This is a genomic window from Halalkalicoccus jeotgali B3 (assembly GCF_000196895.1).
In the GTDB taxonomy this organism is placed as follows: Archaea; Halobacteriota; Halobacteria; order Halobacteriales; family Halalkalicoccaceae; genus Halalkalicoccus; species Halalkalicoccus jeotgali.
The window spans coordinates 1,310,864-1,332,175 of the sequence record NC_014297.1 but is presented as its reverse complement, the minus strand read 5'-3'; the positions used below and the strand labels follow the sequence as shown (position 1 = coordinate 1,332,175).

Sequence of the window (21,312 nt, the reverse complement as noted above, 5' to 3'; positions counted from 1 at the left end):
AGTCTTGACGCCGGCACCATATTACGTATCCGGATTCGAGTAGCACGCCGTTTCGGAACGGCGTTACATGAACATCCGGTCGTCGGGGCGCTCGTGGGACTGGGCGGCTTCGAGGCGTTCGGAGAGCTGGGCGTAGTGGTTCTTTACCTCCCCCGCGAACGCTTCGAGGGGTCCGGTGTCGAGATCGAGGTCGTAGACCGCCTTCAGCGTCGAGAGGAGGCGAAGGGCCGCCTCGGCGTCGGGGGTTTGGGCGTGAACGGGAGTCACGAACACGCCCACGTCGAGGTCCGTATCGAGTCCTCGCTCGATGAGACTCGCGTTGACGCCGTCGAGAAACCCCATCCCCATCGGGTCGACGTCGGTCTCGGCGAGCCGGTCGCGGCGGTAGTCCTCGGTGGCGATATAGAAGGTGCGGTGGTCCTCGGGGCCGTGTGCGAGGGGGATCCCCGAGAGGACGGCCACCTCGTCGACGGTGTTGTGGTCGGTCCACTCGAGGATCGCCCGGCTGAACGGGTCGGCCGCCTGAACAGGGACGAACAGTTCGCCGACGAGGACGGTGAACTCGAGGTCCGGACGGGAGTACAACCGCGTGTGGTGTCGCGGGCGGCCCTCGGCGAAGGGCGTGATCGACGGCAGGGCCTCGGCGGTGATGTGACCGGTCTCTTCGAGTTCGAGCTGAGTGGCGAGGTAGTCGACGGCCGTCAGCCCGGCCAGTCCGAACTGCGAGAGGCCGACCAGCAGCGTCTCGCCCGTCCGATCGGCCTCGTGTGTGACGTGAAACGACGTCTCCATGGGAGTCTGCGCCATGGCCGGGCTACGCTCGGGTGGTTCGTTATACTGTCGGCGCCCGGCGTTCGGTTCCCGGACCGGCCATCAGACGACAACGCTTTGGGCGCCGCTCGTACAACTACGGACGATGCAGATCGGCCAGACGATCGTCGAGACGATCGAGGGATTCCTCCAGTGGCTCGTCACCTCGATCACGGGTCGGCTGTTGCTCGCGCTTGCGGTGCTGGTCGTCGGCTGGTACGTCTCGGGCGTCGTCGTCCGGATGCTCGGACGGCCGGTCGCCCAGCAATTCGAGCGCCAGAGCCTCTCGCGGACGGTCCTACGCGGCATCAAACTCGGAATCATCCTCTTTGCGGTCACGATCGCTGCCGGGATCCTCGGCGTCGGGATCGGCAACATCTTCCTCTCGGTGACCGTGATCTCGGCGGTGATCGGTGTCATCCTCGCGCCGGTCATCGGCAACTACGTCGGCGGGCTGTTCGTGCTCGCGGACCAACCCTACGAGATCGGCGACATGGTCGAGATCGTCGACGCCCAACAGCGGGGGTTCATCGAGGACATCACGCTTCGCTATACGAAGATCCTCACCGAGGACAACTCCGTGCTCGTGATCCCCAACGCCACGATCCGCGAACGGGACGTGATCAACTACTCCGCCGAGGACGAGCGCACGCGAATGACGCTGGATATGACCGTTACCTACGAGGGCGACCTCGCAGAGGCGCGCCGGCTGGTCGTGCGGGCCGCCCGGCAGGCCGAGGGCGTCATCGCGGGCGGGCCGACGATCCGAGTCGGCAACGCCCGGTATCCGGCCCGTCCGACCTGTCAGATCCGCGAATACGGCGATCACGGCGTCGCACTCAGGCTGCGCTACTGGGTTCGAACGCCGTACTACGCCGCGAAGGTCCAGTCGGAGATCCAAGAGCGGATCTGGAAGGAACTCGACGACCTCGACGTCGAGATCCCGTACCCTCACGCACACGTCGTCTTCGACGACACCAGCGGCGAGGCCCGCGTGTCGATGGACCGCGCCGAGGGACAGACCGAGTCGGACGTCAGCCGCTGACGGTGATTACGGTACAGTCGAGGTGGTTCTTGAGGAAACTCTCGATGTCGGGATCGCGCACCAGACGGTTGATCAGGCGCTTCCAGCGCGAGGCCTGCCTGTGGCCGATGACGACGATGTCGGCGTCCTCGGCGGCGATCTCGTCGAGGATCGTCTCCTCGACCAAAAAGCCCGACCGAACGACGTAGCGAACGCTCGGTAGTCGCCCGAACTCGGTCTCGATCGCGCGCTTCAGTTCCGAACGCGTGATCGGGTGGCCGTTCTGATAGAGGTTGACGTGTAACACGGTCAGGTCGGCGTCGTCGTCTTCTGCGACAGCGAGCGCGCGCTCGACGGTCCGTTTCGAGCGTCTCGAGAGGGGATATCTGACCGGAACGACGACGCGAGTCACACCCGTTGTTCGCCCGTCGACCGGCGTCAACCTTTCCCTTCGATCCGCCACGCCTGCCCACTGCCGGATCCCTTCCGGCTACGGGCCCGCTCCATCGATCGGTACGAGCCGGTCGAGCTCCGACGATCACCTCGCGTAGCGTTCGATGGCCTCGCGCAGGGTGAGGACGGTGATATCGCGCTCGTGGACCCACGAGAGGGTGTCCGCGATCCGTTCTTCCGTGACCTCCTCCTTGAACGTATGTGCACCCACCACCCCCAGGGCCCCCGTCTCGGCGATCTCGTCCAGGTCGCGTGTGACCGACTCGCGATCCGTGTACTCGATGAAGTAATCCCGACGCGTCCGATACGGGTCGAACCCCTCGCGGGCGTTCACTCGCTCGCCGTGGCGGGCGTTTGCCACGCCCGAGTAGTGCTCCGTGGCGAACTGTCGGGCGTACTCGCCGAAGTTGTCGTAGGGCGCAAGCAGCGTCTCGACCGAAAACCCCATCCCTTCGAGCGCGCGCTTCGACTCCTCTAGCGAGGTGCGCATCTGTTCTTCGGGGTAGCGCACTATCGTCTCGCCGGCGAGACACCGGCGGTCGATGGGCGTGTCGACCTCGACGTATCTGCCCGTCCCGTCAGTTCCGTAATCCGCGACCGTGCGGGTGAAATCGTGTTCATCGTTGATGATCTCAATGGTCTTGCCCCGGTGGTAGCCATGGCGGATCTCCTCGGGGTAGATGCGCGTGTCGTCGGGGTGGGCGTCTTTCAGGAGTTCGAACGTGCCCAGCGTGGTGTGTTCGGTCGTGTGGGAGGCGATCTCCCAGCCGGCATCGACCAGTTCTTCGAGATGCTCGACGTCCATACAGCCGTTGTCCTGATAGTCGGCGCGCCCGACCCAGTCGCTGACGATCCCGACCGTCGCCGGGGCATCGAAACGCCGGTGGGCCGGCAACGCTTGGGTGTAATCCTCCATCGGGCCGTCGTCGTAGACGAACACCACCGCCCCGCCGTCCGGCGGCTCCGGGGGCGTCGAGTCCTCGTCGTCGCTCCCGTCATCCGATTCGTTGTCGGTATCGTCGATGTGGTCGGTCGGTTCGTCGGTGTCCGTCGAGAGGCTCCCGAGACAGCCGGCCAATCCGGCGAGGGTCGCTCCACTCAACCCGAGTATCGCCCGACGGGAGGGTGATCTTTGTGTCATCTACCGGTGACTTCGTCTTCGACCCGTATTATTGTCAACTTATTAATTCAATTTTCCTGATTAGAATGTATCGGACCGTCGAGATGTCGTCGTCGGGAGGAATCCGGGCGGGAGAGACCACCGCGTCCGGTTAGGGTAACCCTCAAGCGGCCGGCACGGCGAGGGGAGGTATGGACCGACTGTCGATCGACGGGGAGACTCACTACGTCGCCCGCGAGGAGGCAGAGAGGGGTTCGAACGGGCCCTTCTACGTCGTCTACCGGACGACGGACCGACGCGAGCGGTGGGGCTATCTCTGTGGGAACTGCGAGAGCACCAACACCGCCATGGACACCATGGGTCGGATCGTCTGTAACGACTGTCCTAACCAGCGCAAGCCCACCGAGTGGGACGCGGCGCACGAATAAGGGTGAACCTTTATAATCGCCGTCGTCGTAGCACCTACCGGATGGGACCTGTTAGCATACCACCCGTCGAGCAGGCCCGGTCGATCTTCAGCGAACTCGGCTACACGCTGTCGGGAGACGGCACCGAGTTCCGCGCCGAGCGCGAGTGGAAGGTCGTTCACGTAACCGCAACTACCGACGAAGACGAAGACTCGATCCCGGATTCGGGCTCGCTTCGCTGTTTCGTCACATATCGGGAGGCCGCCGAGTCGCTCGTTCGCCGCCTCTCGGACCTGAAACCCGACTACGAGTGGGCGGTCATCTCGGTCACCGACGGATCGGGCTACGACGTGGTCCACGCACCCTCGATGCGAGCGTAGGCCACGGCCGAACGTTGATGCTTCCGGACCCCGTACCGTCAGAACTGTGCCCGTACCGAAGGGACCGCTCGGTCGCCGTACCCTCCTCGCTAGCACGGCCGGCGCGCTGGCCGCGAGCGCCGGCTGTCTGAACCGGTTTCAAGCCTCCGTCGACCGCGATACGCCCGAGCAGGTCTCACTATCCATCTCGACGGTCCCCGCCGACGAAGACCCCGTTCCCGTCGGTATCGCCCGCCATCTCGCCGAAACCTTCGCGACCGCCGGCATCGATGTCGGCCTCCAGCCGGTGACCACCGAGAAGCTCTGGCGCAACGTCCTCCTGAACCAGAACTTCGACCTATACGTCGGCCAGCATCCCGGCCACTTCGATCCGGATTACCTGTATGGACTGCTTCACTCGCGATTCAGCGAGGAACCGGGCTGGCAGAACCCCTACGGCTACGTGAACGTCCCCGGCGTGGACGACCCGCTCGAAACCCAGCGCACGGCGAGCGGCGACACCCGGACGACGGCGCTTTCCTCGCTTGCCGAGGCCGTCCGCGAGGAAGCGCCCCTCTCGGTCGTCGCCTACCCCGAGGAGTCGCGGGCGATCCGAACCGACCGGTACTCGGGGTGGAGCTATCGATCCTTCGAATCCCCACTGGGCTACCTCGGCCTTCAGGAGCGAACCGGGGCCGAACGCGGGTCCCGGCCGCGCGAGACGCTCCGTGTCGGCATCACCGACAGGCGAATCACCTACAACCTGAACCCCCTCTCCGCCGAATACCGCGACCGATGGGTCGTCACCGGACTGCTGTACGATCCGCTAGGGCGCTACATCGAGGGAGCCGTCGAACCGTGGCTCGCGGACGACTGGTCGTGGATCGACGACCGACTACGCGTTCGCCTCCGCGAGGGACTCACGTGGCACGACGGGACGGACCTGACCGCCCACGACGTCGCCTTCACTCACCGACTGCTTCGGGACACCACCGGCACCGCCGAGAGCCCGACCGTCCCGGCACCCTGTTTTCGCGCCCGGAGCTCGCTCGTCGATGGCGTCGAAGCCACCGGCGAGCGAACCGTCGAGTTCGCGCTCGCGGGCACGCCCGAGACCGGTCTCCGCGCTCTCACCGTCCCGATCCTGCCGACTCACATCTGGGAGGAGCGGACCGCCCTCACCTCGATCGCGGTCTTCGACCTCGAGAACGTCACCGAGGCGCTCGTCGTCGACAACATGAACCCCGTCGGTTCGGGACCCCTCCGGTTCGAGGCGGCGACGCCCGACACTCGCCTCGAACTCGTTCGCAACGACGAGCACTTCCTCGCCGAACTGTCGGACGGCTCGTTCCCGGCCTTCGAGGGCGGACCGCCATACGAGCGGTTGACCTTCGTCTACTTCCCTTCGGAGGCGACCCTCGTCGAGTCGATCCAGGCGGGCGATCTCGACGCCAGCGCAACGGCGCTCTCGCCCGGGGAGATCGAACGCGCTCGACAAGCGAGCGAGGTCGACCTCGCCGCCGAGACCACCAGCGCGTACTACCACGTCGGATTCAACACGCGCAACGCGCCGCTGTCGAACCCCCGGTTCAGACGCGCCCTCTCGCGGCTGCTCGACCGGGAGTACCTGCGCACGGAGGTGTTCGCCGGGAACGCGATCCCGGCGTTTGACCCTATCGCCGTCGGCGGTCCCGACGACGAGTGGACCACGGATCATCCCGCCGGGTTCGTCGGCGAGAGCGGAAGCGGAACCGTCGAGGAAAAGACCGCACACGACCTCTTCCGCGAGGCAGGGTATATATACAATGAGGGAGGAGAACTTATCGTGCGCTGAGGCATGGCTAGTGGACTCATAACGGTACTGCTCTCGATCGTCGTGGTCGTGACCGCCCTGATCGTCGTCGGGGCGGCCCTCTGCATCGATCGCCGCCAGCTTCGCGAACTCAGGGACGACCTGCGAGCGCGACTCCGACTCGCGGCCCCCGCGATCGGGCTGTTGGCGGTCGTCCTCGTGGTAAACAGCCTCACCCGCCGGACCGCCCAGCGCCTGTCGTGGCTGATCGGCGTCGAGATCACCGACCGGATATTCCGGCTCGAGGGGACGTTCGTCGCGTGGGTCCAGACGTTCCAGACCACCGAGCTGACGCTGTATTTCTCGGCGGTTTACGTCTACGGCTACGTGTTCTTGCTCGTCTTTCCCCTGTTTGCCTATCTCGCGCTCTCGAAACAGCGGCCGCTCCACGAGCTGACTATCGCCTACACCGCAAACTACGCCCTCGGGCTGGTCTGTTACCTGCTCTTTATCGCCTACGGCCCGCGGAACCTCGGCATCGCAGAACAGTTCATGTACAACGTCTATCCCTCCTCGCGATTCCTCACGAGCGCGGTCAACACGCCCACGAACGTCTTTCCGTCGCTTCACACCTCGCTTTCGGTGACGGTCCTCCTCTTTGCGTGGCGCACGCGCGGGGCCTATCCGCGCTGGCTCGCCATCGCGGCGGTGCTGGCGACGAGCGTCGCGGTTTCGACGATGTATCTCGGGATCCACTGGCTGACCGACGTTATCGCCGGAATCGGTCTCGCGAGCGCGAGCTACTGGATCGGCGTCCACGGGGCCGACCGCTGGCGCGAGGCCGTGACGAGCGCCACGCCGAGACTCGCCGCCGCGTTTCGCTCGCGGCCATAGGGACAGTTCGCTACCGGTTGGGAATCGACCCCGTTGCGATGCCGTTTGCAGCCGACCGGCTAGTAGTGGGGTTGTTATGACAACCCGAAATCGACCTCCAACACGACACCCTCGTTACCGCGCTGTCGGCCGGCTACTACGGGATCCCACGCGACCTCTCGATGAAGGAACTGGCCGGAGAACTCGGAATCACCCCACAGGCGCTCTCGAATCGGCTCCGACGGGGCCACGGGACGCTGGTCGAAAACGCCCTCACCGTCACTTGCCCCCATGACGAGGAGGAAACGTAGCCACCGGCCCCGGTTTTTAAGCGACGGGCGGCCGTTGTAGACGGTGCGATGGTATTCAAAAAGGTCACGCTGGTCGGGACGAGCACCGAGAGCTTCGACGACGCCGCCGACAACGCGATCGAACGTGCCCAGAACACCCTCGAGAACGTCTACTGGGCGGAGGTCGATGAGTTCGGCGTCGAACTCAAGAACGTCGACGAACCCGAGTATCAGGCGACCCTCGAAGTCGCCTTCGAAGTCGAGGACTGAGCGGGCGGCGGTTTTTATCGGATCCCGAGCTACGTTCTAAAGGACTCCCCGCAGCCACACTCGCTGACGACGTTCGGGTTCTCGACGTGAAAGCCCGCACCCTGCAGGCCGGACTCGTAATCGAGGACGCTGCCCTCGATATACCGCATGCTCGCGGGGTCGACGAACACGCGTAGGCCGTGGTGCTCGTAGATGGTGTCGTCGTCTTCCGGTTCGTCGTCGAAACGCATTCCATACGAGAGGCCAGCACAGCCGCCCTGCTGGACGAACAGTCGCAGGCCCGCGACGCCGGTATCGAGGTCTTCGCCCTCCAGCAGACTGAGTGCCTGCTCTGCGGCCGTCGGGGAGACCTGGATCTCCGGATCCGCCCCGGTGGTGGTCTCGGTGCTCATGTCCAGTGATCTGTCCCCGAGGCGGTTAACTGTGACGCCGACAGATCCGTCCGTCCACCGCCGGTCACCGCTCGTAGATCCGCGAGCGCTCGCGGGACAGCGACTCAGTTTCGGTTTCGAGCAGGCGGTCGAGGCGGCGTTCGAACTCCTCGTCGCTGATCTCCCCGCGGGCGTAGCGCTCGCGGAGCACGGTGAGGGGGTCGTCAGTAGCAGGATCCAGTCGATCCCGTGAGTCGGCCGCTTGATCGTCCCGGACGGCCTCGAGGATCACGGAAACGGGATTTCGCCTCGTCTCCCACCAGTAGCCCGCTACGAGGACCATCGCGAGCGCGAGCACCCAGGGCGCCTCGAGGATCAGGAGGGGGAGAACGATCACGAGAACGAGGATCGTCCCGAGGATCAACAGCGCGTCCCTGTCCTCGGCATCCATATTCCCCGATACCTGCCCGTCGATAAAAACGTTCGCCTACTCTCCGAGCGGATCGCGCTCCTCCCCGCCCTCCCCCTCGCGTTCGGCCCGCTCGCGCGACCGGACGGCGACGCTCTCGGCGTGGGCTTCGAGGCCCTCCGCACGCGCGAGAGTGTCGATCGTATCCGAGAGCGAGTCGAGGCCACCGGGCGAGAGGCGCTGGACCGTACTCGCACGAAGGAACTGCTCGATCGACAGGCCGCCGGTGACCTTTGCGAGCCCGTTAGTCGGCAGGACGTGGTTCGTGCCGCTTGCGTAATCGCCCGCTGCGACGGGGGTGTACGGTCCCAGAAAGACGCTCCCGGCGCTGTCGATCCGATCCAGAACGGCCTCATCCCCATCGGCCTGTATCGAGAGGTGTTCGGCGGCGTACGCCTCGGCGAAGGCGATCGCCTCGCTCATCGAACGGGCGGCAAAAACGCCGCTGGCGTCCTGTTCGAGCGCCGCCTCGATCGTTTCTCGGCGATCGCGGTCGGCGGCCCGCTCGTCGACCTCGCGGGCGATCGCCTCGGCGACCGCCCGGTCGGTCGTGACGGCGACCACCGAGGCGTTCTCGTCGTGTTCGGCCTGGGCGAGCAGATCGCTCGCGACGAACGCCGGCTCGGCTGTTTCGTCCGCGATCACGAGCACCTCGCTCGGGCCTGCAAGGAAGTCGATCTCGCAGTCGCCCCGAACCTCGGCTTTCGCGGCCGTCACCCAGCGGTTGCCGGGGCCGACGACCTTCTGGACTCGTGTGACCGACTCGGTCCCGTAGGCCAGCGCCCCGATCGCCTGTGCGCCCCCGACGCTGTAGACCTCGTCGGCGCCCGCGGCGTGGATCGCCGCCAGCGTCACGGGGTTGATCTCCTCTGCGGGCGGGGTCGCGACGCAGATCGTCTCGACGCCCGCGACGGTCGCGGGGATCACCCCCATCAGCGCGCTCGAAGGGTAGGCCGCCGCCCCGCCGGGGACGTAGACGCCGACCCGATCGAGGGGCCGGAACCGTCGTCCGAGTTCGCGCCCCTCGGCGAACTCCTCGCGCCAGTCTTCGGGGAGTTGGCGCTCGTGAAACTCCCAGACGTTCTCCGCGGCGGTCTCGATCGCCGCCCGCGTGTCGGCATCGACCGCCTCGAAGGCGCGCTCGGCGGCGTCGGTAATATCGAGGTTACCCACGTCGACCGCGTCGAACTCCCGGCAGAACTCCCGGACTGCGACGTCACCCTCCTCACGGACGCGCTCGACGATCTCCCCGACGTCGCCCCGGATCGCCTCGATGCCGGCGTCGCGCTCGAACAGCGCGCGGCGACGCTCGGGACCCAGATCGGCGATGGACTGGACGTTCATACCCTCGCTTGCACCCTGCCCCGAAAAGTCGTTTCCATCGCGTCACGCGAGCAGGCCGGCGATCAGGACGATCAGGAGGACGGCCGCGGCCGACCCGCCGAACACCAGTACGAACGCGAGCACCGTTCCGAGCATGCCGTCGTCGTACAGGAACTCCTCCGCGATTCCGCGTGCGTCTCCGACGAACCCGGTGAGTCGATCGCCCATGGTCGTTCACCCCGAAGTAGGCACCGGTGGTTCATGAGTGAACCGATGGGACGGTCGTCTCGCGGCCGGTCGGCTCATCACAGGGGAACTGTCGCCCGGAACACTAACGACCGGTCTCATCCCGAGGCGGCGTGCCGCGTCGACCGGGAAACCCTCGTGCCGGGCGCATCCGTTCGCGGTCGTTCCGCGTTCGGTCACGGACGGACCGGAATATCGCACACCCGGGTTCGCCGTGCGATCATCGCTCCCGAGTGGGAGAACTCCGCCGGGGACTTGAGGTGTGCAGTCCCCCTATGGGCGCGGGGCGATTAAGCCCTGTGTATCGAGCGGGCGAAGACAGGTATTTGCGCGCCCACACCCTACGTCGAACTCGAATGACCCTCCCCGACCGAGGCGTCCTCTCGCGTCGCGAGTACCTCAAGGGACTCGTCGCCGTCGGCGGGGCGAGCGCACTCGCGGCCTGTCTCGAGGAGGAATCGAACGTCGAGATCCCGGCGGGCGATCCCGATGCCGTCCCGGCCCGCCAGCACGCCTGGAACGGCGTCCTCTCCGGGGACAACGAGAACGTCGTCCCCGCGCGCCATCACGTCCTGCTCTCCGTATCCCTCGCGCGTGACCCGACCGACGAGGACCGAGAGCGCTTCGAGAACGCGCTCGCGACCCTCGAACGCGCCTACGAGTGGAGCCACGAGGGACTGCTCTTTGCCGTCGGCTACACCCCACAGTACTTCGAGCGGGTCGGCTGGGACAGCCTGCCCGAACCCACGGCGCTGACCGACTTCGAGTCCCCCGAGTTCGAATCCGGCGACTGCCAGATCCACCTCGCGAGCGACCACTCCCAGGCGGTGCTCGCCGCCGAGGAGTCGCTGCTGGGCGAAGTCGAGGAGGTAAACGGCGTCGAAATGGACTCCGACATCGCGGATCTGGTTGGCTCGCGCGAGCGGCTCACCGGCTTCGTCGGTCCCGGTCTGCCCGCCGAGCACCAGGACACGCCGGGCGTGCCCGACTCGGAGCCGATCCACGAGGAGGCACCCTTCTTCATGGGGTTTCGCTCGGGCTTCGAGGAGAGTCAGGCGACCGAGGATCGCGTGACCATCGAGGAGGGCCCCTTCGCCGGGGGCACGACGCGCCACGTCGAATCGATCGCGATCGATCTCCGCCAGTGGTACGAACAGGACTCGCAGTTCCAGCGGGTGGCGAAACTGTTCAGCCACCAGCACGCCGCGGAGGGACTCGTCGGCGAGTACGGCGAGAAACTCGACGACTCGAACGCCCTGAGCGCCGAGCGCATCGCGAGTACCCTCGAGGACGCCCGCGACCACGGCGTCGTCGGCCACGCCCAGAAGGCCGCTCGCGCCCGCGAGGACGGCGAACCGCTCCTCCTTCGCCGGGATTTCAACACCACCGATGGGGACCGACCCGGGCTTCACTTCCTCTCGCTGCAGCGCGAGATCGACGAGTTCGTCCGCGTACGCGAGGCGATGACCGGCGCGGATCTCGCCGCCGACAGCGCCGTCGGCTCGATCACCAACAACGGCATCCTCCAGTATCTCACGGTGCGACGGCGGGGCAACTACCTCGTTCCGCCGCGCGAACTACGGGCGTTTCCCGACCCGTAGTCGCGTCCCGGTCGTGCGGTCGGAGCTACAGCGAGTACTCCGATTCGTGGAACTGGACGTACCGGCCGTTACGGAAGCCGAACTTGGTCTTTCGGTACTGAAAGAGGAGGCGGGTCGCGCCCACTCCGGCACCGAACTTCCGGCGGAACATGTCGTACCCGCCGCTTTCGGCGAGCATCCGGTCGGCGACCCGAAAGGTCCGATCCCAGTCGGCGGGGGTGTACTCTTTGACGAGCTCCGCCATCGAGACGTTGCGCAGGATCTCCTCGCCGATCCGGCCCTTCCAGGTGTCGTTGTAACTCGTGAGATCGCCGATGGCGGCGAGTCGACCTGCGATCTTCCCCGATCGGACGGCGACGTGATAGCCGCCTTCGTGAAACGCCGAGGTCGTCCCCATCGCCCCGCCGACGACGGCGATCCCCGCCCTCGTGGGCGAGTCGATCGGCCGTGTCGAGGAGATCGGGTAGGCCTCGGTGCCCCCGCGTTTGCCGCGCTCGGCGACCAGCGGGAAGTCCTCCTCGATGTCGTAGCGATCGCCGTACTCGCGTTCGAGCAGGCGCCGGAGGTACTCCCGCCCGGAGGGCAGGCGCTCGTCGTCGGGCTTGAGAAGGGGGTAGCTCTCCGGGTTCTCGATTTGGTCTAGACTCATTCCGATGGGCATCGTCAGGCCGACCCGGGCGACGGTACCGTCGTTGGGAAAGATCCACGGGTAGGCGGTGCGACCGGGGATGTGGCCCCACCAGAACGTCAGGAGATCGTCCTCGAAGACCTCCTCGGGGAACCGGCGGTGTTCCTGGTAGGCGATGTGGTTGGCGTGGGTGCCCATGAGATCGCCCATCGATTTTCCAGGGATGAACTGGTCGAGAACCGGGATCGTGACGTTTCGCTGGGGACCGTCGGCAAGCACGAGGTATTCGGCTTCGACCTCGGTGCCGTCGCCGAGCGTCAGACGGTGCGTGTGACCCGCCGAGAGGTCACTCTCGACGCTCTTGACCGCCATGCCGACGCGATATTCGGCGCCGGCCTCCTCGGCGCGCTCGCGCAGCCAGTCGTCCATCCGGGGCCGGTCGAACGTAAAGCCGAACTTCGAGTACGAGGAATCGATCCCCGTCGAGTACATCGTACAGCCTTCGGTGGGGCCGACGAACTCGGTTCCCTCGAGCTCCCGGAGAACGATCTCGTCGGGGATCTCCTCGAAGGGGATGTCCATGATGTCGACCCAGTAATCGAGCATCCCGGCGGCGTCCGTCGAGTCCGGACCCGGTCTCTCGCGATCCGCCCGCGGAACGCCCTTCTCGACGACGAGCGTCCTCGCCCCGCGCTTTGCGGCCTCCTCGGCGGCCGACATTCCGCCGGGGCCGCCGCCGACTATCGCAACGTCAACGCGCTCCATACACCGAACGTCGCTCGGACGCTCTTAAACCTCCTGAACCGATAGTGCACGAAAGCGTGTTTCGAACCGAAATATTGATCGCGGCCTCCCCGAAGGGTGGAGTATGTACGCGATCACCAATGGGGACGTTCACACGCTCACCGAGGCGGGATCCATCGAGGGCGGAACCGTTCTCGTCGAGGACGGCGCGATCACGGCCGTCGGAACCGACGTCGAGATCCCCGACGGGGTACGGGAGATCGACGCCGGCGGAAAGCCGGTCACGCCCGGGCTTGTCGACGCACACAGTCACGCCGGCGTCAGCGAATGGGGCGAGCCCGAGGACTCAGATCACAACGAGGTGTCGGATCCCGTAACTCCCGAGGTCAACGTCCTCGACGGGTTTCACCCCGGCGACGAGGAGCTCTCCCACGCGTGTCGCGGCGGCGTGACGACCGTCAGCGCGCGCATGGGCAGCGCGAACGTCGTCGGCGGGATCATCTGCTCGATGAAGACCCACGGGACGACCGCCGACGCGATGTTCATCCGCGAGGACGGCATGAAAGCCGCCTTCGGCGAGAACCCAAAGCGAGTTCACGGGAAGGACCGTGATCGTGCGCCGGTCACCCGACCCGGCGTCGCGGCGACGCTCAGACAGGCGCTGATGAACGCCGAGGACTACCTCGAACGCAGGGAGGCGAGTCGTGAGAACGACGAGCCCTTCGAGCGCGATCTCGGTATGGAGAACCTCTCGCGAGTGATCGAGGGCGATCTCCCCCTGCGAGTTCACGCCCACCGCGCCGACGACATCATGACCGTCTTCCGGATCGTCGAGGAGTTCGGGATCGAGGACCTCTCGATCGAGCACGCGACGGAGGGACACCTGATCGCCGCGGAGTTCGCCGAGCGGGGCGTTCCGGCGGTCGTCGGCCCGAGCCTCTACAGCGGCGCGAAGTACGAACTCTCGAACATCACCTTCGAGACCCCCGGAATCCTCCACGAAGCCGGCGTAAAAGTCGCGATCCAAACCGACGCGCCGGTCCTCCCACAGAAGCACCTCGACGTCTGTGTGGGCCTCGCGATCCGCGAGGGGCTCCCGGAGGAGGCCGCCCTTGCGACCGTGACGAAGAACCCCGCCGAGATCCTCGGGATCGCGGACCGGGTCGGCACCCTCGAAGAAGGGACCGATGGTGACCTCGTGATCTGGGACGGCGAGCCCTTCGAGATCTCGACGAGCCCCGACTGGGTGTTCGTCGACGGCGAGCCTATCGGGGAGAGTTAAGGTCCGTCAGCGGGACCGACGAGACATGTCCACCGAACCCATCCTCGTCCTTCGACGGGGTACGCACGGCATGCCGGTCACCGACCTCTCGAACGAGCTCCGAGACCGATTACCCGATCACGAGATCCGGGTCGCCGAGACCCCCGTCGGGGAGCGCGAACTGATCGCCGACGCACGGATCGCCGTCGGGATGGGGATCGACGAGGACCTGTTGAGCCACGCCGAGAACCTCGACCTCTTTGCGTGTGCCTACGCCGGCACGGGCCACCTCCCGATGGGTTCTCTAGAGGAGGCGGGCGTGGCGGTGACCAACGCTGCCGGCGTCCACGGCCCGAACATCGCCGAGGGGGTCGTCGGCTCGATCCTCGCGTTCTACCGGGGCTTCTTCGAGGGCCGGGACCGCCAGACGAACCACGAGTGGCGCCACTACCAGACCGACGAGTTCATGGGCGCGACCGTGACGGTCGTCGGCCTGGGCGCGATCGGCCAGGCGATCGTCGAGCGCCTCGCAGGCTTCGGCGTCGACACCATTGGCGTGCGCTACACCCCCGAGAAGGGCGGTCCGACCGACGAAGTGGTCGGCTTCGAGGAAGCGGACCTCCATGGGGCGCTTTCCCGAACCGACGTGCTGGTGCTCGCCTGCCCGTTGACCGACACGACTCGCGGACTGATCGGCGAGGAGGAGTTCGTCACGCTGCCTGAGGACGCTCTGTTAGTAAATATCGCGCGCGGTCCCGTCGTCGAGACGGAGGCGCTCGTCTCCGCGCTGCGGCGCAACAAGCTCCGCGGGGCGGCGCTGGACGTGACCGACCCCGAACCCCTCCCCGGGGACCACCCGCTGTGGGACTTCGGCACCGTCCAGATCACGCCCCACAACGCCGGGCATACGCCGAGATACTACGAGCGCCTCGCCGATATCGTCGCCGGGAACGTCGAGCGAATCGACGCGGGCGAGGACGAGTTGGAGAATCAGGTCGCCTGAGCCGCTACCGGCGGTGGTGGGCGATCGCCACGCCCAGCACCGCGACGCCGACGAACGTGCCAGCGACGGCGAAGACGGCGTGGACGCCCGCCGCACCCGCGACGGGTCCGAGTACCACCGGTGAGAGGAACTGGCCAATATAGCCGAACATCGCTACATAGGAGCTGTACTGGCCCTTCCGATCGGCAGGGGCCAGTTCCTCGATCCAGAGCAAGACAGTGGGAAAGACGAGCCCCTGGCCCAGCCCGAACAGCGCGACCGGGAGAACGGCCACGAACCGCCCGTCGGCGACCGCCGCGACGGCAAAGCCGACGGTCCACAGCGCGAGTGCCGCGAGCGTGAGCTGTCGGTAGCCGAAGCGTCGTTTGATCCGGTCGTAGAAGTACGCGCTCGTCCCGCCGACGACGCCGAGCGCCGCGAGGTAGAGGCTGATGACCAGCGACGATTCGACCCCGAACGTCGCCAAGAGCGCGGGGTAGTAGACGGTGTAGGCGTACAACAGGAGGTTCGCGACGAAATAGAGCCCATAGACCAACAGGATGACCGGTCGGGCGGCGAACACCGAGAGCAGACCGGCGATTCCGCCGTCGTCGCCCGTTTCTGCCGATATCTCGCGGTTGAGGGCGGTCTCGGGGACCGTGAGGGACGCGAGCACTCCCAGCGGAAGCGCCAGCCCGTAAACCGCGAAGGGAGCGTGCCACGACAGCGTTCCGAGCGCGCCGCCGACGACCGGCCAGACCGCGCCGCCGAGGCTGTTGGCGCTCCCGCGAAGCCCCATCGCGCGGTCCTTTCGCTCGCCCGAAAAGAGGTTGTAGATGAGCACCGTCACGCCGGTGTAGACGAACGCGACGCCGACCCCGAGGACCGCCCGCGAGGCCAGCAACAGCGGGAACGACTCGACGACCAGCCCGGCGGCCCCGGCGACGCCGTAGACGAACAGGCCGGCGACGTACGGTCGCCGCGGCCCCATCCGGTCGATGATCGCGCCGGCGATGGGACTGGTCAGAACGATAAACAGGCCGTGAGTCGTGATGATCAACCCGGCTTGGGATTGGGGGACCCCCAGCCCGGATTGGATCTGGTTGACGACCGGCCCGAGGATGGCCCCGCCATGACGGTCAGCGTCGCCGACGCGACGACCACCCACAGCGCGATCTCGGGACGTCGGAGACCGCTCGCGCCGGCCGCTCCCCGGTTCTCGACGACCATCACTCGTCCTCCAGTTCGGCGCCGAGGTTCCGGGCCACGGTCCGCAGGCCGGCCACGAGGGATTCGACCTCCCCGTCGTCGAGCCCGCGGGTCACCTCCGCGTTCACCTCCTCCTTGATCTCCCGAACCGCCGGGCGGAGCTCCTCGGCGGCCGGGGTGAGAACCAGCCGCTTGCGCCGCCGGTCCTCGGGGTCCGGACGTCGTTCGACGTAGCCCTTCTCCTCGAGGCGGCCCGTAACGCGGGCGACGACCGACTTATCGAGGTGATGGCACTCGACGATGTCGGTCTGAGTCAGCCCCTCCTCGTCGTATAGCGCGAACAGCACGCGGTACTCGCCGTGTCCGAGGCCGTACTCCGCGAGGCGGCGCTGAATGCGCGCGCTGAGCGCGCGCCCGGCCAACGAGACGTGCCACGCGAGTCGCTCGTCCGTCGCCATATCGCAGGTAGTTGCTGGTGCAACTTAATCGGCGGGTTCCCGATCAAGCCGGGCGGAATCGCGTCTACAGGTAGCCTTCCTTCGCGAGCAACTCCCCGTTGAGCACGCTCGCACCCGCGGCGCCCCGGAGCGTGTTGTGGGCCAGACAGTTGTACTGAAGCCCCGTCTCGTTCTCGCGTAACCCGCCCGCACAGATCTGCATGCCGTCCTCACGCTCGCGGTCCAGTCGGGGCTGGGGACGTTCTGGCTCCTCGAACACCTCGATGAGGGGGTCGGGTGAACTGGGAAGGTCGATCCCCTCGTAGGATTCGAGCGCCTCGCGGGCGTCCTCGACGGACGCCTCCTCCTCGGTCTCGGCCCAGACGTTCTCGAGGTGGCCGTCGAGGGTGGGAATGCGGTTACAGGAGGCCGAGACCGTCGCGTCGTGCATCGACAGCTCCGCGCCGTCGAACCCGCCCAGCAGTTTACGGGACTCGCTTTCCATCTTCTCCTCCTCGCCGCCAATATGCGGGATCGCGTTGTCGATGATCTCCATCGAGGTGACGCCGTCGTAGCCAGCCCCCGAAACGGCTTGCAGGGTCGCGACGTGGACCCTCGAGAGGCCGAACGTATCGAGCGCGGCGAGGGTGGGCACCATCGTGATCGTCGAGCAGTTGGGGTTTTTGATCATCGCGCCGTCCCAGCCCCGTGAGTCGCGCTGGACTTCGAGCAGCCCGAGGTGGTCGGCGTTGACCTCGGGGATCACGAGGGGGACGTCCTCGGCCATGCGCTGGTTCGAGGAGTTCGAGGAGACCACGTAGCCCGCCTCGCAGAATGCCGGCTCGACGCGCTCGCCGACCGAGGAGGGAAGCGAGGAGAACAGCAGGTCGACGTCGCCGATCGCGTCCGGATCGGTTTCGGCGACGGTGATCCCGGCAACGCTTTCGGGAATGGGCGTGCTGATTCGCCACTTTGCGGCCTTTCGGTAGGGCTTTCCCGCGCTCTCGGAGCTCGCGGTGAGCGCGCTGATCTCGAAGTCGGGATGGGGGTCGAGTAGCTGGATGAGTCGCTGGCCGACGGCACCGGTCGCGCCGAGGATACCGACAGTGTGAGTCATTGGCGCAGTTAGGGCCGGAGCCGTTCAAAACGGTTTGGATACGAACGCCCGAAAGCCGGTTACGGTACTGGCAAATGCTGCTAGACGCGTCGCTGTCGCCGTCTGTCGGAACGAACTGCTGCGAGAATCGGTGTTACTGAGCCGCCTGCTGCTGGTCGTGTTTCCGGGTGACGTAGCCCGCGATGCGGTTGCGGACGCCTTTCGACTCGATGTTGGTGAGCTCCCGAACGCTTCGCTTGTTGTGCTCGAAGTCGCCGCCGAACGCTTCCGGATAGCGCTCCATGAGGAGCGTCCCGGTTTTCTTGACGTAGGCCGGTTTGATTGCCATACCCCGCTCTACTGGAGTATCGGCCTAAAAGGATTCGTTTCGGTGCGTCCAGCCCGTGTGTTCGGAGAGCCGCGAGAACGCCTCGCGCTCGCGCTCGCCGCCACAGCGCTCGACGACTCCCTCGAAGTACGCGAGACGGTCGAGCAGCGCCCCAGTATCGTAGCTCTCGACGTCGAGCCGGGAGGCCGCAACCGTCCCCTCGATCACGGCGGAGTACCCACGCGAGGTCGTCGGCACCACGCGGTTTTCGACGACGGATTCGACGGGGCGGAGCGCCCACTCCTCCCACTGTGTCCCGCCGGATTCCCCGCTGCCGACGTGTTCGGCCTCGACACGAACCCACGCGTCCGCCGCGGGGAGAACCGGCTCCTCGCGCTCGTGGATCGAGCAGGCTGCCTCGACGAACGCGACGGGATCGCGGGTGAACTGGACGTAGCCCTCGCCCCGTCCGTGGAAGTTCCGTCGCGTGCGCGTGTTCCCCCAGGTACGGGCGGTGACCGGCTCACCGGCAAACAGGCCGAGCGCCGCGAAGTTCCACCGGTCGTTCGGCCCGAGCGTCGAGACGACCGACTCGGTGACGCCGGTGAGTTCGACCGGCCACCCCTCCTTTCCCTCGCCCGCGCTGCTCACGGCTCGACCCCCCGTTCGAGCGCGATGAACAGGCCGGCCGCGACGATGTCGGCGGTAGTGCCGGGGTTGATCCCGCGGCGGACGAACTCCATAGCCAGTGCATCGATATCATCACGACTCCCGATCGCGTCGGCAACCCGCCGGCTCGCCTCCCGGGCGATTTCCTCGCCATGCTTTTTCACCACTAGCGTATCGGGATGCTCGGCCAACTGCTCGCAGAACGCTTCGGCGGCCCGGGCCGAGAGCGGTCCCGACAGCTCCCCGACCCGGTCTGCAACCCGAAAGGATCGCTCGAACCCGGTGGTCCACTCGCGGGCCACGTCGTCGGCGTCGCCAAGCGCCATGACGTCGGCGAGGGTCAGTTCCCGGTCTTCGAGGGCGGGGATCGCCGCCGCCCCGCGGCGCACGTCGAGGTCGTCCACGTCGGCCGGTGGGTCGGACACGAACACGGCAACGTGCTCGAACGCCCGGTAGAAGTCCGCGGCGTCCGCGACGGTAGTGTCGTTCACCACGCGCTCTGCACCCGCCGGCGAGAGCTCGCCCTCGCTTGCCGCCCGGACGAGGGGCACGAGAAGGAGCAGCGCGCCGAACTGGCTGTTTCGCCCATGGCGCTCGGCCATCCCCTCGACGGCACGCTCGAACGCCTCGCCGACGGGCCCCGTTTCGGCCGCGCGAAGCCCCCGTCCCGCGCCGACTGCACCTACAAGGAAATCCTCGTATCGGAGGTCAGAGAGATTCCGGTCGCGGTCGACGTTGCCCGGCTTCGGCGTTCCCGAGACCTCGAGCAACAGCGCGAGCTGGGCGTTCTCGGCGGGCCTCATACGTGTGCCTCCCGTGAGGCCAGCTCGTCGACCGCCTCGCGAACACGTGTGAGCACCCGCGGGTCGTCGCTGGGCCGCCCGACACTCACCGCATCCGCGCCGTACTCGGCGTACTCCGCGACGCTCTCTCGCCCTCGGACCCCGTTGTTCGCGATTACCGAGAGCTCGCTCGCCTCACACACTGCCAGAACGACGGGCTCGGAATCCATCGCGTCGACGTGGATGATCCCCGCCCCGGCCCGCTCGACCGCGCGCGCCGTCTCGACGAGGTCCACTCCCGGAACCTCGGCGCGGACCTTCACGCTGACGCGCGCCCCCGTTTCGGCTGCCGCACGGACCTGTTCACAGAGTCGGTCGGTGTCCGCAAGCAGCGTCTCGCCACAGCCCACGCGACGGAGTTCGGCCTGTCGGCAGTGGGCGTTGATCTCACAGATCGCGTCGTGGCGCCGACAGATCTCCCCGGCGGCACGGATCGGCGCGGTCGACGTGCTTCGTACGTTAACGCCCGTTTCAAGGGGCACGTCCGAAAGCGCCGCGAGCTGCTCGTCGACGAACGCGAGCGGATCCGCCGGTAGGAACTCCTCGCGATCCCGGGCGACCAGCTCGCGGGCCGCCGTTCGGGAGGGCTCGTCGAGCGCGATCCCGCCGAGGACCGCGCGGTCGACGTACGGACTTGCAACACGCGCCCACTCGGCGTCCGACTGCCCGCTCAGGCTCGCGGCGACGAGTCTCATATCCCCTCCAGCGCCTCGCGGACGGCCCGTGCGATACGGGTCGCGTCCGCGGGCGAGTCGATCGTCGTGTCGGTGCGAACGACCGGGCGGTCCAGGTCGGTTTCATCCGCGGAATCCAGCACGAACGCGTCGGCGAAGGGATACGCCTCGGCGACGCCAGCCGTGCTCGGCTCGTACCCCATCGCGGCCAGTAACTCGCCCGCCGGCCCCGAAAAGACACGATCCCCGATAAAGGGCGAGACCGCGACCACCGGGGTCTCGGCGAGGCGCTCTTCGACGCCCTCGACCGCCCGGATCGGGCCGATACTCGTGACCGGGTTCGAGGGCCCGACCACCACGGGCTCGGAAAGCGCCTCCCGGACCGCCTCCGTCGTCCGGGCTGCCCCGCGGAACTCCACGCCCTCGACGGTCGGTGTCCCCCGGTGTCCGACCCAGAACTCTTGGAAGTGCATCGGCCCGTCAGGGGTGGAGACGATCGTCGCGAGCGGGTCGTCGCTCATCGGCACGAGGTCGATCTCCAGGCCGAACGCCCCCGCGAGAGTGCGGGTGACTTCGGTGAGGCTGTGACCTTCGTCGAGCAGGCTCGTCCGGGTGAGGTGGACCGCCCGGTCCCGGTCCCCGATCGTCATGAACTCCGCGATTCCCGAAAAACGCCGCCAGCGAGCGATCTCGCGCCCGTTCGTCTGTGCCTCCTCGGGGAGGTAGCGCGGCCCGCCGTCCAATCCCGCTCGTTCGGCGAGTTCGAAGAGGAAGTCGTTCGTCTCGTGGGTATCGCCCTCGATCCCCCACCACGTTTCGGAATCGAGGACGCCCCCGCGCTCGAAGAGCACGGTGTCGACGTCGGGCGAGACGAACAACCCCCCGAGTTCGATGTCGTCGCCGGTGTTCGCTATCACCGTCATCTCCGCCGGGGGAAAGACGCCCGCGGTCCCCGAGAGGAGCTTCGGCGTCCCGGTCCCCCCGGAGAGGAACGTGACCATACGCCGGGTAGGCGGTCGGCCGGCCTTAAGCGC

Annotated in this window: 26 protein-coding genes; 10 read left to right on the top strand and 16 right to left on the bottom strand. The window is 66.9% G+C overall.

The features are described 5' to 3' along the window. Positions 1 to 63: 63 nt before the first annotated feature. Positions 64 to 807, bottom strand: a complete 744-nt coding sequence (locus HACJB3_RS06870) for a proteasome assembly chaperone family protein (protein ID WP_008415113.1) — start codon at positions 805 to 807, stop codon at positions 64 to 66. 109 nt (positions 808 to 916) lie between these two features. On the opposite strand from HACJB3_RS06870, the gene HACJB3_RS06865 reads away from it, so the two are divergent. Next, positions 917 to 1,855 carry a mechanosensitive ion channel family protein gene (locus tag HACJB3_RS06865; protein WP_008415112.1) on the top strand — a complete coding sequence of 313 codons (939 nt, stop codon included), beginning with the start codon at positions 917 to 919 and terminating at the stop codon, positions 1,853 to 1,855. Here the strand turns inward: HACJB3_RS06865 and HACJB3_RS06860 are convergent. Together HACJB3_RS06860 and HACJB3_RS06855 are read right to left on the bottom strand one after the other, a co-directional pair. Beyond that, positions 1,845 to 2,246 (bottom strand): universal stress protein, encoded by a 402-nt coding sequence (locus tag HACJB3_RS06860; protein ID WP_008415111.1) that lies wholly within the window; start codon positions 2,244 to 2,246, stop codon positions 1,845 to 1,847. The genes HACJB3_RS06865 and HACJB3_RS06860 overlap by 11 nt on opposite strands. A 126-nt stretch (positions 2,247 to 2,372) precedes the next feature. After that, positions 2,373 to 3,428, bottom strand: coding sequence for a polysaccharide deacetylase family protein (locus HACJB3_RS06855; RefSeq protein ID WP_049934351.1), 1,056 nt, complete (start codon positions 3,426 to 3,428; stop codon positions 2,373 to 2,375). Positions 3,429 to 3,598: 170 nt separating this feature from the next. Here HACJB3_RS06855 and HACJB3_RS06850 point away from each other — a divergent pair, with 170 nt between their 5' ends. The 6 genes from HACJB3_RS06850 (at position 3,599) to HACJB3_RS06830 (ending at position 7,398) form a co-directional block, all read left to right on the top strand. Then, entirely contained in the window at positions 3,599 to 3,835 is a 237-nt protein-coding gene (locus tag HACJB3_RS06850; RefSeq protein ID WP_008415106.1) for a DUF5816 domain-containing protein, read from the top strand. 41 nt (positions 3,836 to 3,876) lie between these two features. Continuing rightward, positions 3,877 to 4,194, top strand: a complete 318-nt coding sequence (locus tag HACJB3_RS06845) for a DUF7116 family protein (protein WP_008415104.1) — start codon at positions 3,877 to 3,879, stop codon at positions 4,192 to 4,194. A gap of 46 nt (positions 4,195 to 4,240) precedes the next feature. Beyond that, positions 4,241 to 6,007 (top strand): ABC transporter substrate-binding protein, encoded by a 1,767-nt coding sequence (locus HACJB3_RS06840; RefSeq protein WP_008415102.1) that lies wholly within the window; start codon positions 4,241 to 4,243, stop codon positions 6,005 to 6,007. Positions 6,008 to 6,010: 3 nt separating this feature from the next. Continuing rightward, the gene (locus HACJB3_RS06835) at positions 6,011 to 6,859 is read left to right on the top strand and encodes a phosphatase PAP2 family protein (RefSeq protein ID WP_008415101.1); all 849 of its coding nucleotides are present in this window, start codon (positions 6,011 to 6,013) and stop codon (positions 6,857 to 6,859) included. A gap of 89 nt (positions 6,860 to 6,948) precedes the next feature. Beyond that, complete coding sequence (locus tag HACJB3_RS18745) at positions 6,949 to 7,149, top strand: helix-turn-helix domain-containing protein (RefSeq protein ID WP_081461306.1); 201 nt, start codon at positions 6,949 to 6,951, stop codon at positions 7,147 to 7,149. Positions 7,150 to 7,197: 48 nt separating this feature from the next. Next, entirely contained in the window at positions 7,198 to 7,398 is a 201-nt protein-coding gene (locus HACJB3_RS06830; RefSeq protein ID WP_008415098.1) for a dodecin, read from the top strand. 29 nt (positions 7,399 to 7,427) lie between these two features. On the opposite strand, the gene HACJB3_RS06825 is transcribed toward HACJB3_RS06830, so the two are convergent. From HACJB3_RS06825 to HACJB3_RS20150, 4 genes are all read right to left on the bottom strand, one after another. Then, on the bottom strand, positions 7,428 to 7,790 hold the full coding sequence (locus HACJB3_RS06825; RefSeq protein ID WP_008415096.1) for a HesB/IscA family protein: 363 nt from the start codon (positions 7,788 to 7,790) through the stop codon (positions 7,428 to 7,430). Between the two features lie 64 nt (positions 7,791 to 7,854). Continuing rightward, entirely contained in the window at positions 7,855 to 8,220 is a 366-nt protein-coding gene (locus HACJB3_RS06820; protein ID WP_008415094.1) for an SHOCT domain-containing protein, read from the bottom strand. A gap of 36 nt (positions 8,221 to 8,256) precedes the next feature. Further along, positions 8,257 to 9,582, bottom strand: coding sequence for a histidinol dehydrogenase (gene hisD, locus HACJB3_RS06815; protein ID WP_008415093.1), 1,326 nt, complete (start codon positions 9,580 to 9,582; stop codon positions 8,257 to 8,259). A 42-nt stretch (positions 9,583 to 9,624) separates the two neighbouring features. Beyond that, positions 9,625 to 9,789 carry a hypothetical protein gene (locus tag HACJB3_RS20150; protein WP_008415092.1) on the bottom strand — a complete coding sequence of 55 codons (165 nt, stop codon included), beginning with the start codon at positions 9,787 to 9,789 and terminating at the stop codon, positions 9,625 to 9,627. 374 nt (positions 9,790 to 10,163) lie between these two features. Here HACJB3_RS20150 and HACJB3_RS06810 point away from each other — a divergent pair, with 374 nt between their 5' ends. After that, the gene (locus HACJB3_RS06810) at positions 10,164 to 11,408 is read left to right on the top strand and encodes a twin-arginine translocation signal domain-containing protein (protein WP_008415091.1); all 1,245 of its coding nucleotides are present in this window, start codon (positions 10,164 to 10,166) and stop codon (positions 11,406 to 11,408) included. 25 nt (positions 11,409 to 11,433) lie between these two features. Here the strand turns inward: HACJB3_RS06810 and HACJB3_RS06805 are convergent, their stop codons facing one another. Continuing rightward, positions 11,434 to 12,801, bottom strand: coding sequence for an NAD(P)/FAD-dependent oxidoreductase (locus HACJB3_RS06805; protein ID WP_008415090.1), 1,368 nt, complete (start codon positions 12,799 to 12,801; stop codon positions 11,434 to 11,436). Between the two features lie 103 nt (positions 12,802 to 12,904). On the opposite strand from HACJB3_RS06805, the gene HACJB3_RS06800 reads away from it, so the two are divergent. Together HACJB3_RS06800 and HACJB3_RS06795 are read left to right on the top strand one after the other, a co-directional pair. After that, positions 12,905 to 14,062: an amidohydrolase gene (locus tag HACJB3_RS06800; protein WP_008415089.1), complete on the top strand. Its 1,158-nt coding sequence runs from the start codon at positions 12,905 to 12,907 to the stop codon at positions 14,060 to 14,062. Between the two features lie 25 nt (positions 14,063 to 14,087). Continuing rightward, complete coding sequence (locus tag HACJB3_RS06795) at positions 14,088 to 15,044, top strand: D-2-hydroxyacid dehydrogenase (RefSeq protein ID WP_008415088.1); 957 nt, start codon at positions 14,088 to 14,090, stop codon at positions 15,042 to 15,044. Between the two features lie 4 nt (positions 15,045 to 15,048). Here the strand turns inward: HACJB3_RS06795 and HACJB3_RS06790 are convergent, their stop codons facing one another. From HACJB3_RS06790 to cofD, 8 genes are all read right to left on the bottom strand, one after another. Next, a complete protein-coding gene (locus tag HACJB3_RS06790) occupies positions 15,049 to 16,191 on the bottom strand; it encodes an MFS transporter (protein ID WP_008415087.1) in 1,143 nt (380 codons plus the stop codon). A 61-nt stretch (positions 16,192 to 16,252) separates the two neighbouring features. Beyond that, on the bottom strand, positions 16,253 to 16,690 hold the full coding sequence (locus HACJB3_RS06785; protein WP_008415086.1) for a MarR family winged helix-turn-helix transcriptional regulator: 438 nt from the start codon (positions 16,688 to 16,690) through the stop codon (positions 16,253 to 16,255). A gap of 64 nt (positions 16,691 to 16,754) precedes the next feature. Then, positions 16,755 to 17,786, bottom strand: coding sequence for an aspartate-semialdehyde dehydrogenase (gene asd, locus HACJB3_RS06780; RefSeq protein ID WP_008415085.1), 1,032 nt, complete (start codon positions 17,784 to 17,786; stop codon positions 16,755 to 16,757). 133 nt (positions 17,787 to 17,919) lie between these two features. After that, entirely contained in the window at positions 17,920 to 18,114 is a 195-nt protein-coding gene (locus HACJB3_RS06775; protein ID WP_008415084.1) for a 30S ribosomal protein S17e, read from the bottom strand. A 24-nt stretch (positions 18,115 to 18,138) separates the two neighbouring features. Further along, entirely contained in the window at positions 18,139 to 18,744 is a 606-nt protein-coding gene (locus HACJB3_RS06770; protein WP_008415083.1) for a DUF447 domain-containing protein, read from the bottom strand. Continuing rightward, positions 18,741 to 19,565, bottom strand: coding sequence for a triphosphoribosyl-dephospho-CoA synthase (locus HACJB3_RS06765; protein WP_008415082.1), 825 nt, complete (start codon positions 19,563 to 19,565; stop codon positions 18,741 to 18,743). The genes HACJB3_RS06770 and HACJB3_RS06765 overlap by 4 nt, the downstream gene beginning before the upstream one ends. Further along, positions 19,562 to 20,299 (bottom strand): tRNA-dihydrouridine synthase, encoded by a 738-nt coding sequence (locus HACJB3_RS06760; RefSeq protein WP_008415080.1) that lies wholly within the window; start codon positions 20,297 to 20,299, stop codon positions 19,562 to 19,564. Before HACJB3_RS06760 ends, HACJB3_RS06765 begins: the two co-directional genes overlap by 4 nt. Then, entirely contained in the window at positions 20,296 to 21,279 is a 984-nt protein-coding gene (gene cofD, locus HACJB3_RS06755) for a 2-phospho-L-lactate transferase (protein WP_008415079.1), read from the bottom strand. Before cofD ends, HACJB3_RS06760 begins: the two co-directional genes overlap by 4 nt. Positions 21,280 to 21,312: the final 33 nt, after the last annotated feature.